Origin of the sequence: Weizmannia sp. FSL K6-3076 (assembly GCF_038007245.1) — a bacterium.
Lineage (GTDB): Bacteria > Bacillota > Bacilli > Bacillales > Bacillaceae_C > Weizmannia > Weizmannia faecalis.
In genome coordinates this window covers 1,677,766-1,691,857 of record NZ_JBBOWU010000001.1, presented here as the reverse complement: position 1 = coordinate 1,691,857, position 14,092 = coordinate 1,677,766, and the positions used below count along the sequence as shown (strand labels likewise).

The 14,092-nt window shown below is 47.6% G+C and carries 18 protein-coding genes; 15 read left to right on the top strand and 3 right to left on the bottom strand.

Annotated features, from left to right (window positions below):
* Positions 1 to 54: 54 nt before the first annotated feature.
* From NSS95_RS07855 to NSS95_RS07840, 4 genes are all read left to right on the top strand, one after another.
* Positions 55 to 273 carry a YneF family protein gene (locus NSS95_RS07855; RefSeq protein WP_013859446.1) on the top strand — a complete coding sequence of 73 codons (219 nt, stop codon included), beginning with the start codon at positions 55 to 57 and terminating at the stop codon, positions 271 to 273.
* Positions 274 to 473: 200 nt separating this feature from the next.
* Entirely contained in the window at positions 474 to 1,181 is a 708-nt protein-coding gene (locus NSS95_RS07850) for a cytochrome c biogenesis CcdA family protein (RefSeq protein ID WP_014098219.1), read from the top strand.
* Between the two features lie 46 nt (positions 1,182 to 1,227).
* Positions 1,228 to 1,587: a response regulator gene (locus NSS95_RS07845; protein WP_013859444.1), complete on the top strand. Its 360-nt coding sequence runs from the start codon at positions 1,228 to 1,230 to the stop codon at positions 1,585 to 1,587.
* A 141-nt stretch (positions 1,588 to 1,728) separates the two neighbouring features.
* Entirely contained in the window at positions 1,729 to 2,208 is a 480-nt protein-coding gene (locus tag NSS95_RS07840; RefSeq protein ID WP_014098220.1) for a CcdC family protein, read from the top strand.
* 39 nt (positions 2,209 to 2,247) lie between these two features.
* Here NSS95_RS07840 and NSS95_RS07835 read toward each other — a convergent pair whose 3' ends face one another.
* Positions 2,248 to 2,700: a DUF2621 domain-containing protein gene (locus NSS95_RS07835; RefSeq protein WP_014098221.1), complete on the bottom strand. Its 453-nt coding sequence runs from the start codon at positions 2,698 to 2,700 to the stop codon at positions 2,248 to 2,250.
* 231 nt (positions 2,701 to 2,931) lie between these two features.
* Positions 2,932 to 3,516, bottom strand: coding sequence for a lysophospholipid acyltransferase family protein (locus NSS95_RS07830; protein WP_014098222.1), 585 nt, complete (start codon positions 3,514 to 3,516; stop codon positions 2,932 to 2,934).
* Positions 3,517 to 3,706: 190 nt separating this feature from the next.
* Between NSS95_RS07830 and dacB the strand changes: the two genes are divergently transcribed.
* The 5 genes from dacB to NSS95_RS07805 all read left to right on the top strand — a co-directional run bounded on the left by dacB (position 3,707) and on the right by NSS95_RS07805 (position 7,708).
* Entirely contained in the window at positions 3,707 to 5,194 is a 1,488-nt protein-coding gene (gene dacB, locus NSS95_RS07825) for a D-alanyl-D-alanine carboxypeptidase/D-alanyl-D-alanine endopeptidase (protein ID WP_014098223.1), read from the top strand.
* Positions 5,191 to 6,105, top strand: a complete 915-nt coding sequence (locus tag NSS95_RS07820) for a S66 peptidase family protein (protein WP_014098224.1) — start codon at positions 5,191 to 5,193, stop codon at positions 6,103 to 6,105. The genes dacB and NSS95_RS07820 overlap by 4 nt, the downstream gene beginning before the upstream one ends.
* Positions 6,106 to 6,312: 207 nt before the next feature.
* Positions 6,313 to 6,558, top strand: a complete 246-nt coding sequence (locus NSS95_RS07815) for a hypothetical protein (RefSeq protein ID WP_014098225.1) — start codon at positions 6,313 to 6,315, stop codon at positions 6,556 to 6,558.
* A gap of 320 nt (positions 6,559 to 6,878) precedes the next feature.
* Complete coding sequence (locus NSS95_RS07810; RefSeq protein WP_013859436.1) at positions 6,879 to 7,079, top strand: cold-shock protein; 201 nt, start codon at positions 6,879 to 6,881, stop codon at positions 7,077 to 7,079.
* A gap of 161 nt (positions 7,080 to 7,240) precedes the next feature.
* Positions 7,241 to 7,708: a hypothetical protein gene (locus NSS95_RS07805; protein WP_017550441.1), complete on the top strand. Its 468-nt coding sequence runs from the start codon at positions 7,241 to 7,243 to the stop codon at positions 7,706 to 7,708.
* 49 nt (positions 7,709 to 7,757) lie between these two features.
* Here NSS95_RS07805 and NSS95_RS07800 read toward each other — a convergent pair whose 3' ends face one another.
* Entirely contained in the window at positions 7,758 to 8,582 is an 825-nt protein-coding gene (locus NSS95_RS07800) for a manganese catalase family protein (RefSeq protein WP_014098227.1), read from the bottom strand.
* Positions 8,583 to 8,737: 155 nt separating this feature from the next.
* Here NSS95_RS07800 and NSS95_RS07795 point away from each other — a divergent pair, with 155 nt between their 5' ends.
* From NSS95_RS07795 to NSS95_RS07770, 6 genes are all read left to right on the top strand, one after another.
* Entirely contained in the window at positions 8,738 to 9,199 is a 462-nt protein-coding gene (locus tag NSS95_RS07795) for a hypothetical protein (protein WP_014098228.1), read from the top strand.
* Positions 9,200 to 9,214: 15 nt separating this feature from the next.
* Positions 9,215 to 9,541, top strand: a complete 327-nt coding sequence (locus tag NSS95_RS07790) for a hypothetical protein (protein ID WP_014098229.1) — start codon at positions 9,215 to 9,217, stop codon at positions 9,539 to 9,541.
* A gap of 163 nt (positions 9,542 to 9,704) precedes the next feature.
* Entirely contained in the window at positions 9,705 to 10,742 is a 1,038-nt protein-coding gene (gene argC, locus NSS95_RS07785; RefSeq protein WP_014098230.1) for an N-acetyl-gamma-glutamyl-phosphate reductase, read from the top strand.
* A 39-nt stretch (positions 10,743 to 10,781) separates the two neighbouring features.
* Complete coding sequence (argJ, locus tag NSS95_RS07780; RefSeq protein WP_026683379.1) at positions 10,782 to 12,020, top strand: bifunctional glutamate N-acetyltransferase/amino-acid acetyltransferase ArgJ; 1,239 nt, start codon at positions 10,782 to 10,784, stop codon at positions 12,018 to 12,020.
* A gap of 64 nt (positions 12,021 to 12,084) precedes the next feature.
* On the top strand, positions 12,085 to 12,873 hold the full coding sequence (argB, locus tag NSS95_RS07775) for an acetylglutamate kinase (RefSeq protein ID WP_014098232.1): 789 nt from the start codon (positions 12,085 to 12,087) through the stop codon (positions 12,871 to 12,873).
* Positions 12,866 to 14,062, top strand: coding sequence for an acetylornithine transaminase (locus tag NSS95_RS07770; protein WP_014098233.1), 1,197 nt, complete (start codon positions 12,866 to 12,868; stop codon positions 14,060 to 14,062). The genes argB and NSS95_RS07770 overlap by 8 nt, the downstream gene beginning before the upstream one ends.
* Positions 14,063 to 14,092 lie beyond the last annotated feature (30 nt).

The following is a 14,092-nucleotide window of genomic DNA, read 5'->3' as shown; positions in this document are numbered from 1 at the left end:
ATTGTATAATTCAAATGGATTTAGTACACTGTATGTGAGTGAAGGAGGTATATTATGATTTGGGTGTTCGTTCTTGTAGCCCTAATTGCTCTTTTGGCAGGCGCAGCAATCGGGTTTTTCATCGCCCGTAAATATATGATGAATTACCTGAAGAAAAATCCGCCGATTAATGAACAAATGCTGAGAATGATGATGATGCAAATGGGTATGAAGCCGTCTCAAAAGAAAATCAATCAAATGATGAATGCCATGAACAAACAAATGAAATCTTAAGCTGGGCGACCGGCTTTTGTGGTATATCCATCACCATTGTTAAGCTTCTCACGATTCTGTAAACCACTTTTTCTGCCAATTTTCTGCACAGAAAAGGTGGTTTTTGATTTCATGTTCCATTTTTATGCTTTTCACGATGTTTTTTCTCTTTCAATCAGTTTATGTTAAAATGAAAATGAGCCGGGATGGGGAGTGAACCGATGGCTGATGTAACTGTATGGCTGTCTTTCGGGGCAGGTTTCATGAGCTTTATATCTCCTTGCTGCCTGCCGCTTTATCCTGCTTTTGTTTCTTATATAACAGGCGCTTCTGTCAGCCGGTTAAAAAGCGGGGGCGGCATGCGGGAGTGGAAAAGTATCCTGCATACCGTTTGGTTTCTCGCGGGATTTTCCACTGTTTTTATTGCATTGGGGTTTGGTGCTTCCTGGATCGGGAGTTTTTTTATCCGTTACCAGGATGTCATCCGGCAGCTCGGTGCAGTCGCGCTCATTTTTTTTGGGCTGCTTGCAGCGGGCATTTTTCATCCGGGGATCTTTATGAAGGTGTACCGAATCGATATAAAAAAGCAGCCGGCGGGATTTTTGGGTTCTTTTCTCGTCGGGCTAGTGTTTGCTGCCGGCTGGACGCCCTGCACCGGGCCGATTCTTGCCTCGGTATTGGCAATGGCAGTGGCCCATCCGGCTTCTGCGTCGGTCTATATGGCTGCATATGTACTTGGCTTTTCCATACCTTTTTTTGTCCTTGCTTTTTTTATCGGACGGTTGGGGTGGATGCAAAAATACAGCGTAAAACTTTTAAAATGGAGCGGTGTTGTGATGATAGTCGCCGGAATCCTGCTCTTTTTTGACTGGATGCCTGTCATTTCCGGTTATATGAGTGCACTGTTCGGGGGATTCCAGGGATTTTAATCCGGGTTGCATTTTAACGGATCAATGAGGAGGAGAAATTCGATCGATGGCAAATGTGTTAATTGTGGATGATGCAAAATTTATGAGGATGACTTTGGCGAAAATGCTGGAAAACGGCGGCCATACCGTTGTAGGCGAAGCGGAGAACGGGCAGCGGGCGATTGAATTATACCGTGAAGTCAGGCCGGATGTTGTGACGATGGACATTACTATGCCGGAGATGACCGGCATTGAAGCGGTAAAAAAGATCGTGCGCGAATTCCCGGACGCAAAAATTATTATTTGCTCCGCGCTTGGCCAGCAAAAACTGGTCGTCGAAGCAATTGAATCCGGCGCAAAGGATTTTATCGTCAAGCCTTTTGATGAAACGCGTGTTTTAGAAGCGGTTGAACGCGTTTTGAACTGACAGGCGCCACAAAAAAAGGGAGGCAGGCATTCCGGCTGGACATCAACCCCGCTTTTATGGTTGAATATTACCATAGGAAACATATATTTATCGTATCTACATTTCTTTTGTTAAAAATCTGTTACTAAAGAGGGTTGAGACATGGAAGGCATTATCATCTCGTTCATTGTTGCGATTTTGATGGGGTCTTTGGTCATTTTTGTCCGTTTAAAAGGGCAGAACAAGCCCGTTTCCACAAAAAAAATATTGTTGCCGCCGGTCTTTATGAGTACCGGGGCATTGATGTTTGTCGTCCCGTATTTTCGTGTGACACCTGCCGAAGTATTGGAAGCATTTGTGGTCGGAATGTTCTTTTCCATATTTTTAATTAAAACTTCCCGTTTCGAAGTCCGTGACGGAAACGTATATTTAAAACGATCGAAAGCTTTTCCGTTTATTTTGATCGGGCTTCTTCTCATCCGGTTGCTGATGAAGGTGGTGCTTAGTTCTTCGATTCAAATCGGGCAGCTGAGCGGCATGTTTTTTCTGCTCGCATTCGGCATGATTCTGCCGTGGCGCGTCGCCATGTATATTCAGTACAGGCGGCTCATGCAGGAACTGGATGAAGGGGTCCGTGCTTGAAAAAACATCATTCGCTTTTGCCGAATGATGTTTTTTCATTTATTGGGCCGATTTTGTTTTTTCCTGCGCAAACAATTGCTCATATCGGCTGTCGTCGATGTTCAGCTGCTTCAATTTTTTTCGGAGGAATTTATGGTCGCGTTTCGGCGTAGCGAGAATATAGCCCTGAATGATATTGTCCAGTGTCATTTTTTTTGTATTTTTGGAAAGCGCCACATCCCCGATTTTTGCTGCGATCTTTTTCCTGGCCACATCGCGGAACAATTCCGGGACAGGGCTTACCAGTTCTTCAAGCAGTTCCCTGTACTCCGGCGTCCAGAGGTGCCGCGTTTTAAGGATTGTCTCCTCCTGCCGGTCAAGTATTGATTTTCCGTCTTCTTTCGGAAGCCTTTTCAAAAATTTCCGGAACATAAAATAGCCGCCAACTGAAAAGAGAAAAACGAGACAGAGGATCCATATTAAAATAAAGGCAGAAAACCATCCACTCAGCATGACGCTCTCCTCCTTGGCAAGTACTCGCTTTTATTATAAGAAAAGATGGACTGTTTTTTCAATTAAAAAAGGAAAAACCCTTTCGCCGGCCGGCAGGGGACAGAGAAAAAGGGATGTTTTATCTTTATTTGTCCATGAAAAAAACGGTGAGGCACTTTGAATGCGGTGCCTCGCCGTTTTTTTGATTTCTTTTGTGCTTTTTCATCTGCTTCGGGCAAGCAGAAAGCATTTTTACTGTTTTTTCAGCGCTTCAAAAGTGTCTTGCAGCAGAACAATCGTTTTTTCAATTTCTTCTTTTGTTCCTTTTTTTTCGTCTGCCAGCCTGATCGGGTCGCCAAAGCGCACGCGTTTCGGCTTTCTCGCGAGGACTTCTTTGAACGTTTTCGGCCCTTCGTAAATGGCCGGGACAAGCGGCACATTTGCTTTTAAAGCAATCGTCACGGCACCGCGTTTTAAAGAAACATGTTCGCTTTTGCGTGTTCCGGAAGGGAAAATGCCGACGACCTTCCCTTCTTTTAAAAGTTTCATTGGAATTTTAATCGAGCTCGGGCCCGGATTTTCACGATTGACGGGAAAAGCGTGCAACTTCGTGAATAGCCATTTTGACCATTTTTTAGAGAAAAGTTCCTGTTTCGCCATATAATGAATTTGGACAGGCCAGATGGCAATCGCCAGGTAAATAATATCCAGCCATGTTTGGTGGGTACAAACGACCACAAACGGAGCCGCAGGGATTTTCTCTTTGTTTTCTTTTTTGATTTTGCCGCCAAGCAGCCAAAAAATGCCGGCAACAACATAATAGCCAAACCGGTACATGATTACACCCCCACAAGCATTTTATACTATACAGGCATGCTTGTTCTACTAATTTGGAAAAAAATATTTAAAAACGCGAAATGAATCATTGGAAAAAAGAAGATAGCAGCCAAAACAGCGTTTACGGAAAGATTAAAATAAAGAAGGAATATGATAAAGCAAGGCAGAATTTCATACGGAGGGAAACGGATTGCATAAAAGATGGGTCGTGATATGGACGATGGCATTTCTATTTATTCAGGGAACTGGGCCTTATGCAGCAGGGGACAGGGAAGGCTGCGGGAAAAAAGAAACAGACGCAAAGATTGCCGGTATTCTTGAGGCCGCCCCTTTAAAAGGCGGGATCGTTGCGATCAGCGTCCGTTCGGCTGATAGCGGGAAACTGCTCTACGAACAAAATGGCAATACGCTGCTGCGCCCTGCATCCAATATGAAACTGCTGACCGCAGCCGCCGCGCTTGAAACGCTCGGGAAAAATACCCGTTTTAAAACGGGCGTGTACCGGACAGGCGCGATCCAAAACGGTACGCTTTACGGTGATATATACATACAAGGGGGAGGAGATCCTGCTTTATTGAAATCCGATTTAGCGGACTGGGCGGCTGAATTAAAGAAGCAGGGAATCCGGCGTATTCAGGGGGACCTGGTCGGGGATGATTCGCGCTATGATGATACCCGGTATTCACTTGACTTGCCATGGAGCGATGAACAGGAATATTACGGCGCACAAATTTCGGCTTTAACTTTATCGCCTAACCGGGATTATGATGCAGGGACGGCCATTTTTGAAGTTGTTCCGGCAAAAAAACCCGGCATGAAAGCGCGAATCAAAATGGTTCCGGAAAGCGGGATGGTTAAACTGGTCAACCATGTCCGAACCGTGCGAGACGGTGAGCAGCAGGAGGACGATATCGTCATCAGCCGGGCACATGGCGGGAATACGTTTACGGCAAGCGGGACGATTACAGCCGATTCCGCCGCAGTCCGGCAATGGAAAGCGGTCTGGGACCCGGCGAAATGGGTGCTGTCTGTTTTCAAAAAAACGTTAGAGGAAAACGGGATCACCGTTCAAGGCACAATCAAAACGGGCAGGGTGAAGGATGCAGCAGTTCCGGTTCTCTTTTCGCAATCGCCGCCTTTATCAAGCATCATGGTGCCGTTTTTAAAATTCAGCAATAATACCATCGCCGAAATGCTTGTAAAAGAAATGGGGAAAACGGAAAAAGGGGAAGGAAGCTGGGAAAAAGGGCTTGAAGTCATTCGCAGCGTTGCAGGTAACTTTGGCATGGACCCTGACCAGATGATGCTCCGTGATGGTTCGGGCATATCTCACGCCGATTTGGTCCGGGCAAATGATTTGACGGCGCTTTTATACCGGATACAGGAAAAAGACTGGTTTCCGTGCTTTTTCGATGCGCTGCCTGTTGCGGGGGCTGAAAACAGGTTGGAAGGCGGAACCCTCAGAAACCGGTTTAAGGGGACGGCTGCTCGAGGACAGGTGTTTGCCAAAACTGGGTCGATTACAGGCGTCAGCACACTTTCCGGCTATATGCAGGCAACATCCGGGGAAAAGCTGATTTTTTCCATTTTGATCAATAATGTACTGGATGAAGAAGCAGTACATCAAGCGGAAGAGCAAATTGTACTGCAATTCATCAACCAGGGGGGAGAAGGATGAGAAAAGGGAAACGATTACAGGCGGGAGATACGATCGGGCTGGTCGCGCCTGCAAGCCCGGTCTCAATCGAAAGGCTTCAAACTGCTGTTGCGAAATTGCGGCGGCTCGGTTTCCGGGTAAAAGTGCGAGAAAATGCGGAGAAAGTATACGGTGGGTATATGGCCGGTACGCCGCTTGAACGGGCAGCCGATCTGCATGCGATGTTTGCAGACGATGACGTGCGGGCAATTCTTTGTTTGCGCGGCGGGTACGGGACACCGCAAATTTTACCGTATCTCGACGTTGAATGGATCCGGGAGAATCCGAAATTATTTATCGGTTACAGCGATATTACAGCACTACACATCGTTTTCCAGCAAAAATGCGGCCTCGCCACGATCCATGGCCCGATGGCGGCTGTCGAATTTATCACAGACGATGCGCTTTCGGTACAATCATTGCTCAAGCTGGCGTCAACCGGTGTTCCTACCGGCAGTTACACGGGGGAAGCGTGGGGTGAAGGGGTCATGACAGCGCCGCTTACAGGCGGGAATCTGTCATTAATCTGCGCACTGATGGGAACGCCGTTTGAAATCGATACAAGCGGAAAAATTCTTTTTCTTGAAGAAGTGCATGAAGAGCCATATGCGATCGACCGGATGCTGACCCAGCTTCAGCTTTCCGGAAAACTGGATGACGCCTCCGGGTTTGTGCTCGGGCAATGGACGGACTGTGAGCCGGAAGCATACGCGGATGGGTTTACGGCACAGGATGTCCTGAAAAAGTTTTTTTACGGGAGCGGTAAGCCGGTGCTTGCCGGCATACAGTCCGGGCACGGTACCCCGAATCTGGCGCTTCCGCTCGGCATCCCGGTCACACTGGATACGGTAGGCCAACGCCTGCATTTTTGCGAAACCATTGTCGTTGAATAAGCTTGCATATCGTTCTCATCATAACCGCATACTTATTGCCCGTACGGTATGTCCGGAAGCAGGCTGGCCTAGCAAGGGGTTTACAATGCAGACGCACATCCGGCCGTTTAAATTGGCGCCTGTTTTCCCGCTTGCAGGCGGATGCACAAACGATGCGCTTCCAACTGCCATATTGTAAAAGCAGCAATGGATAAAGGAGTGACAAATTTGGCAGAATCCAGGCAGTATTATGGCGGCTATCCGGGCCATTATATGCCGTATGGGCACCACCACCATTATGGAGGATACGGTGGTTACGGCGGTTATCCGTACGGGCATTCGTACGGCCACTCGTACGGCCACTCACATGGTTATGGTTACCCGCACGGCCACCATCATCATTACCATTCCGGGCATTACGGCCACAGCGGATACGGGAATTTTCCGGGCCACGGGTACAGGGAAGAAAAATAAAACGCTTTACCGAAAAAGATGCCTGCGTGCAGGCATCTTTTTCCCATTTTTGCAGCAGCATTTTTCCAGGCGGATGGATTCGGCAGCCATGAAAGGTTTTCATCCGAAAAAATCACGGCATTAGTGGAGAAAAAAATAAAGAAAAAAATAAAGAAAAAAATAATCAATTCGTCTTGACACCACATTTATAATCTGCTATTATAATAAAGAATTATTTTTGTTCGGTATGGTAAGGAAGGAAAAAGTTTTAAAACTGACCCCCTGAAATCACTTGAGCAAGGATAGTAATTTTGTGTTCAAACACATTAGGAGGAAACAAAATGGAACAAGGTAAAGTAAAATGGTTTAATTCGGAAAAAGGCTACGGATTTATCGAACGTGAAGGCGGCAGCGATGTATTTGTTCACTTCTCAGCGATTCAGGGCGAAGGTTTTAAAACTTTGGAAGAAGGCCAATCCGTATCTTTTGATATTGAAGAAGGCAACCGCGGACCACAAGCTGCAAACGTTTCGAAATTATAAAAAACAGGCCTTTATGGCCTGTTTTTTTTGCCTTGGGAATCAGGTTCACACGTCCCTTTGCTAGGAAAAAAAATATCCTTTTAATCCGGCCGCTTCGGATAAAAAATAGATACATATTGCAATCGCGATCTTTCATAATATATGATAAGAGCAATGCCAATATGGATAAAGGAGACAGGGGAATTTTGCAAATCAGAGAAATGGCAACAGAATTACTAAAAAACGCCGGGTGCACCGCCCATTTGAAAATAAAGAAACAGTTCCCCGGCGGGCGCCTTGTTGGCGGCAAATACCATCCGCACACCGATACGATTACGCTGTATATAGAGACAATCCGGCGGCAGTGCGAGCTATTGTTTGGAAGCTGCGAATGGTTTTTGCCTTACGCCACGATTGTGCTTGCACATGAAATCGGCCATGCGATGGATGAAAATCTGCCTCTATTGTCCGCCGCCTTTGAAGAGTCCGGGCATTTACCGGAAAAGCAAGCACTGGCACTTACGATTGAGCAAAATGCGTGGGATTTTGCCGGCCAGCTGATCCCCGCACATCTTGAGCCGCTTTTTCAAAAAATCATGGATGAGTCGCTATCTGCCTACCGCCAACCGGTGATGGCGGGTGCATATTAAGAAATGGCAAAAAAACCGGAAGAAGGAAAGTCTTCTTTCGGTTTTTGCTTTATTTAACGATTGGCAGTGTTCCGTGCACATAGGGCGGTGCCGGTTGTTGTCCGACACGGTCATGGGATGCAAAAGGTTCGACAAATTTAAATTCACCTTTTCCATCAATGCTTTCGCCGCTCGCCCATCTTCCCTTGGCACTTTCTTTGCCTTCCGAATGATTGATAAAGAGATGGGTAAATTCTTCAGGCTCCTGTTCAGGAGGGAATGTGCTCGGCACGACAACACCTTCCTGTTCTTCCAGTTCACGCAGGGCGGCCAGCCACTGGTTCTGATGCATCGTGTCCCGCGCGATCAAAAACGATAGTGTTTTTTTCACGCCCGGATCGTCCGTCATTTCATATAAGCGGACGACTTGAAGTCGCCCCTGCGATTCAGCGTTGAGATTGGCGCGGAAGTCAGCGATTAAATTCCCGCTTGATACGATATAACTGCCGCTCCACGGAACACCCGCACTGTTGACCGGCAACGCGCCGAGCCCGCCGACAATGGCGTGTTGCGGATTCATCCCGCCCATGACAGCTGCAATGGCAGGGTCTTTCGCAACCGCTTCTTCCTGCATTTTGACCGGTGCCTTATCGAGCAGGCGGGCGATTAATGTGGCGAGCATTTCCACATGGCCGATTTCTTCTGTCCCGATATCAAGCAGCATATCCCGGTATTTTTCATCTGCCCGGCAGTTCCATCCTTGGAGAAGATACTGCATCATCACAGAGATTTCCCCGTATTGCCCGCCGAGCACTTCCTGCACTTTATTGGCGAAAACCGGATCCGGCCTTTCAGGTTTTGCTTCAAACTGCAACTCTTTTTTGTGTAAAAACATCTGCTCCACTCCTGTTCCGGTTTTGATCTTCAATTCCTGTCTACCCTAGGAAAAACGGGTTAAACATTCGAAAAAAACGAACGCCGGTGTTTAAGAACGGGGCAAAAAGGCAATATAAAAAGAAATCTGATTTACATACAAGGGGGAACATAACGATGCAAAATATCGTTGCAAAAACAGAAGACAATTATTTTGAAAAAAATAAATCGAAAGTGGACATTCACGTGTTCGACAAGGAAGATTCTCGCCCGTTTGCAAACTTCCCTTTTTCCAGCCGGAAAGTGTATGAGTTTTTCGATTATACGCTGCGTACGCCGCTCGAAAAAACAGATGCTTTCTATGAAATTTTAAAAATGCCATATGCATGTGAGATTTGGATTTTGCCGGTAACCGAGAAATCTTCCCATTTTATGCGTGAAATTCAAGAACCGAAAACCGCTGCTTTGTTTTCCTTTTTGGCGAAAGTGAAAGACACCATTCAGCGCGACCGCACCTTTATTGTTACGGATCAAAGCCATGCAGCGGCAGTAGCTGAAGAAATGAAAAGACTCGGCTTTACGATGACGGAACCCAGCGCGGCGGAACTGGAAAAACTCGTCATTTCTTTTGGTGATTAATATGGGGACACGCATATGCAGTTAATTGGAATTTTTGCCGGACCCGGGGAAGCAGCGGAAGCCATTTTACATCATCATAGAGAAAATGGGCGCATTACTGTCATCGCCAACAATGCTGCGGCCATCCGTGAAGTCGGCCGCGAAGCCGGAAAAGGTGTAAACGGAATATGCCTTCATACGGATGTGGATCTCATGAATGAACTGAAAGCACTGGTCAAAAGAAAAACATACCCGGAAAAAATATTGGAAAAGGTCCTTGAGCTCGGAATTCCGCTTGAAATTGCCACCCGGTATGTCGGTGCGGCGGCAAACGGAAAAATCGTCGTATTGGCACACGACTAATTTTCCTTGCAGACGAAAAAGATCAAGCCCTGCCGGATGCAGGCCTTGATCTTTTTTGTTATGCTTGAAAGCGAAAAGTTTCTATTTTTTTATATTTTTAACCTTGTATAATCATACATAATGAATTATAATAATGCACATACATAACAATAGGGAGATGAAAATGTTGAAAATAGGGATTGTCGGGGCAAACGGATACAGCGGTGCGGAACTTGTCAGACTTCTTGCCCGCCATCCCCGCGCACAACTGGAAATGTTGATATCGCACCGCACAAAAGGCACGATGCTGACCGCACATTACCCGCATTTCCAGCAAATCATAGAAGCCGGATTGGAAGACATGGTTCCGGATGAAATCGCAGGCAGGGTAGAACTATTGTTTTTCGCAACGCCGTCTGGGGTAGCCAAAAACTGGGTACCACGGTTTGTTGATAAAGGTTTAAAGTGTATCGACCTGTCCGGGGATTTCAGGCTGGATGGGGAAGCGTACAGGCAATGGTATAAACGCGAACCCGCCCCGCAAAAAGAGCTGGATAAAGCTATCTACGGCCTTTCAGAAATGAATGCGGACAGGATAAAAGAGGCTCAACTGATCGCCAATCCCGGCTGCTTCCCGACCGCAGCGCTTTTAGGACTTCTCCCGCCTGTTCAAGGGGGGTTCATCGATACTTCCTTTATTGTGATTGATGGTAAAACCGGTGTTTCCGGTGCGGGAAGAACCCCTTCTCTAGGCAACTTGTTTACTGAAGTAAATGAAAATACCGGTGCGTACAAAGTCGGAAGCCACCAGCATACACCGGAAATCGAGCGGTTCATCAAGGCGTTTGCCGGAAAAGAAGCGAAAATTTCATTTACGCCCCATCTTATTCCGATGACGAGGGGGATTCTTTGCACGATATACGCGCCTTTAGCAAAAAAAGTCACCACCGAAGATGTCCGCCAATATTATAGGAAAGTGTATAAAGGCCGGAAATTTATCCGGATCAGGCCGGCTGGTTCTTTTCCATCTACAAAGGAAGTATACGCCTCAAATTACTGTGATATAGGCGTCCATGTGGATGAACGGACGGGGAGGCTCGTGGTCATTTCTGCCATTGACAATCTTGTAAAAGGTGCAAGCGGGCAGGCAATCCAAAATATGAATCTGCTTTTCGGGCTGGAAGAAGATACAGGGCTCGACCATGTTCCGGTTTATCCATAAGGCAATCTTAAACATACCGTTTATATATGGAGGATGGCAATGAATCAATTATATGAAAAAGAAAGTACTGCATTTTTTACGAAAACAGACGGAAACATCTCGAGCCCGGCAGGATTTTTTGCCGGTGGGCTCCATTGCGGCATTAAAAGAAAACGTCCGGATCTTGGGTGGCTTTACTCCGCTGTCCCGGCACAAGCGGCTGCGGTCTACACGACGAATCAGTTTCAAGCTGCACCCATCCAGATTACAAAAGAAAGCATTATGGAAAGTGGGAAGCTGTCCGGCATCATTGTGAATTCGGGAAACGCGAACTCCTTTACAGGCAATGAAGGCCTCCGCCACGCCCGCCTGATGCGGGAATGGTTCGCCGCTCAAATCGGCGTAAACGAAAGCCTGATCGGCGTTGCCTCAACAGGTGTCATTGGCGAGCTTTTACCGGTTGAAAAAATTGAAACCGGCATTCGCCGTATCGAGAAAGAGGGCACATCCCATCCGGACCTTTTTGAAAAAGCGATACTTACGACGGACACCTTTCAAAAACGCGCCTGCGTAACGCTTGAAATTGATGGGAAAACGGTCACGGTTGCTGGCTGCGCCAAAGGATCGGGGATGATCCATCCGAACATGGCAACGATGCTCGCTTTTATCACGACAGACGCCAAAGTTGAGGCCGCTGCATTGCAAAACCTGCTGAAACAAACGGTCGATGAAACGTTCAATATGATTACGGTGGACGGCGACACAAGCACAAATGACATGGTCGTTGTAATGGCAAACGGGCTGGCCGGAAACGATACGCTTTCCTATGCACACCCGGATTGGAAGAAATTCGCAGAAAGCTTTGCCTATATTGCCCGGGAACTTGCCAAACAAATTGCAAGAGACGGGGAAGGCGCGACGAAACTGGTTGAAGTCTGTGTAACCGGGGCTGAAACGGAAAAAGAGGCACAAACGGTCGCAAAAACCGTTATCGGCTCAAATTTGGTAAAAGCTGCTGTCTTTGGCGCCGATGCGAACTGGGGAAGGATTATCAATGCGATCGGATACAGCGGCGTCCAAGTGGATGAACAAGCGCTTTCTATCCGCATCGGCGGGATTCCCGTAGTGGAAAAAGGCATGCCGGCTTCCTATTCCGAAGACGAGGCACATGCCTATTTAAAGGAAAATGACAAAATCTGTATCGCCATCGACCTTGGTGCCGGAACTTGCCAGGGTACTGCATGGGGATGCGACCTGACCTATGATTATGTGAAAATCAATGCCACTTATCGTTCATAATGTTTGTGCACGCATTGTTGCATAATTATACAATTCAATAACTATTTATAAGGGGTTGGCCAAATTGGCATACGTTGTCATCAAGTGCGGCGGCAGCATTCTCCATCAGCTGCCGGATGCATTTTTTGAAAATCTGGTGCAAATCAAAGCGCGATTCGGGCTTGAACCTGTCATCGTTCACGGCGGGGGACCGGCGATCTCAGCCATGTTGGAAAAAATGCAGATCAAAACGCAATTTAAAAACGGGTTGCGCGTTACGACCGAGCCGGTGTTAAACGTCGTTGAGATGGTGCTTTCCGGCTCCATCAACAAATGGATTACGCGCCGGCTCTCGCAGGCGGGGGCCAAAGCGGTCGGCATCAGCGGAACCGACTCACGGCTTTTAACTGCCAGGAAGATTGAGACACCGAATCTCGGGTATGTCGGGGAAATCGAATCTGTAAACGAACAGGTGCTGCTTGCTTTATTGCGACAGCAGTTTATCCCAGTCATTTCCCCGGTTGCGACGGATAAAAACGGCCAGCGCCTGAATGTCAATGCTGATTTGGCAGCAGCCGCGGTTGCCCGGAAAATGAACGCGCGTGTTTGGATGGTGACGGATGTCCCCGGGGTCATGATGGAAGGGAAAGTGCTCCCTTATCTTACCCCCGGACAGGTTGACGGGCTCATCCAAAAACAAGTCATTACCGGTGGCATGATTCCGAAAGTCCGGGCAGCAGCGGAATGCATCCGGTCCGGCGTAAAAGAAGTGGTGATTGTGGACGGGACAGAAGAAGACAGCCTCCTGTTTTTGGCAGGCGGCGGAAAAACCGGGACGAAATTTACAGGGAACGGGGTTTTGATCGATGGATAAGATGACGCAAACGGTAAAAAAGCAAGCACTTATGCAAACGTACAGCCGGACGCCGGTAAAGTTTGTAAAAGGAAAAGGCAGTTATGTATGGGATGAAAATGGAGAAAAATATTTGGATTTTACTTCAGGCATTGCCGTTTGCAATCTCGGCCATGTCCCCGAAAAGGTAAAAACCAAGGTGACCGGCCAGCTGGACCAAATCTGGCATACTTCCAATCTGTTTGAAATCGGGCCGCAGGAAGAGCTGGCTGAAAAACTAGCAGCACAAAGCGTATTTGACCGGGTGTTTTTCGCAAACAGCGGCGCGGAAGCCAATGAAGCGGCGATCAAACTGGCCCGCCTTGATGCAAAAAAACGCGGAAAATCGGGGCCCATCGTCACCTTCAAGGCTTCGTTCCACGGCCGGACACTCGGGACATTGTCGGCAACGGCACAGGAAAAAATCCAGCATGGCTTTGAACCGCTTGTGCCGGGATTCACCTATTTGCCGTTTAACGACATCACGGCACTCCGCGATCTCGAAAAGCTTAAGCCCATTGCCGTCATGTTTGAACTGATTCAGGGGGAAGGCGGCGTCATCCCTGCGGAACAGGATTGGGTGGATGCCCTTGTCCGCACGTGCAGAAAGAACGATTGTTTAATCATTGTAGATGAAGTGCAGACGGGCATGGGCCGTACCGGTACACTGTTTGCCTATGAACAGTACGGCTTCGAACCGGATATCATGACGCTTGCAAAAGGGCTGGGGTCCGGCATTCCGATTGGCGCCATGCTCGCGAAAGAAAAAATCGCGCAAAGCTTTACGCCCGGTACGCACGGCAGCACTTTTGGCGGCAACCCGCTATCTGCGACAGCCGGTCTGGCAACGCTTGAAACGTTTGCGGAAGAAAATATCATCGAACATGTCCAAAAACAAAGCATCGATTTTTGGACAAAATTGGAAGACTTGAAGACGCAATTTTCTTTTATTAAAGAAATCCGCGGGAAAGGGCTGATGGCCGGCCTTGAAACGGAAATGGAAGCTGTAAAAATCACCCGGGCGGCATTGGCTGAGCATTTGCTTGTATTAACAGCAGGCCCGCATGTTGTCCGTCTGTTGCCGCCGCTTGTTATTACGGAAAAGGAAACGGCGCTTTTTGCAGAAAAAATGAAAACTGTTTTTACTAAGGCAAGCCAAAACAATCTTTAACCGGCAAAGAGACAAGGGAGGACAGACATC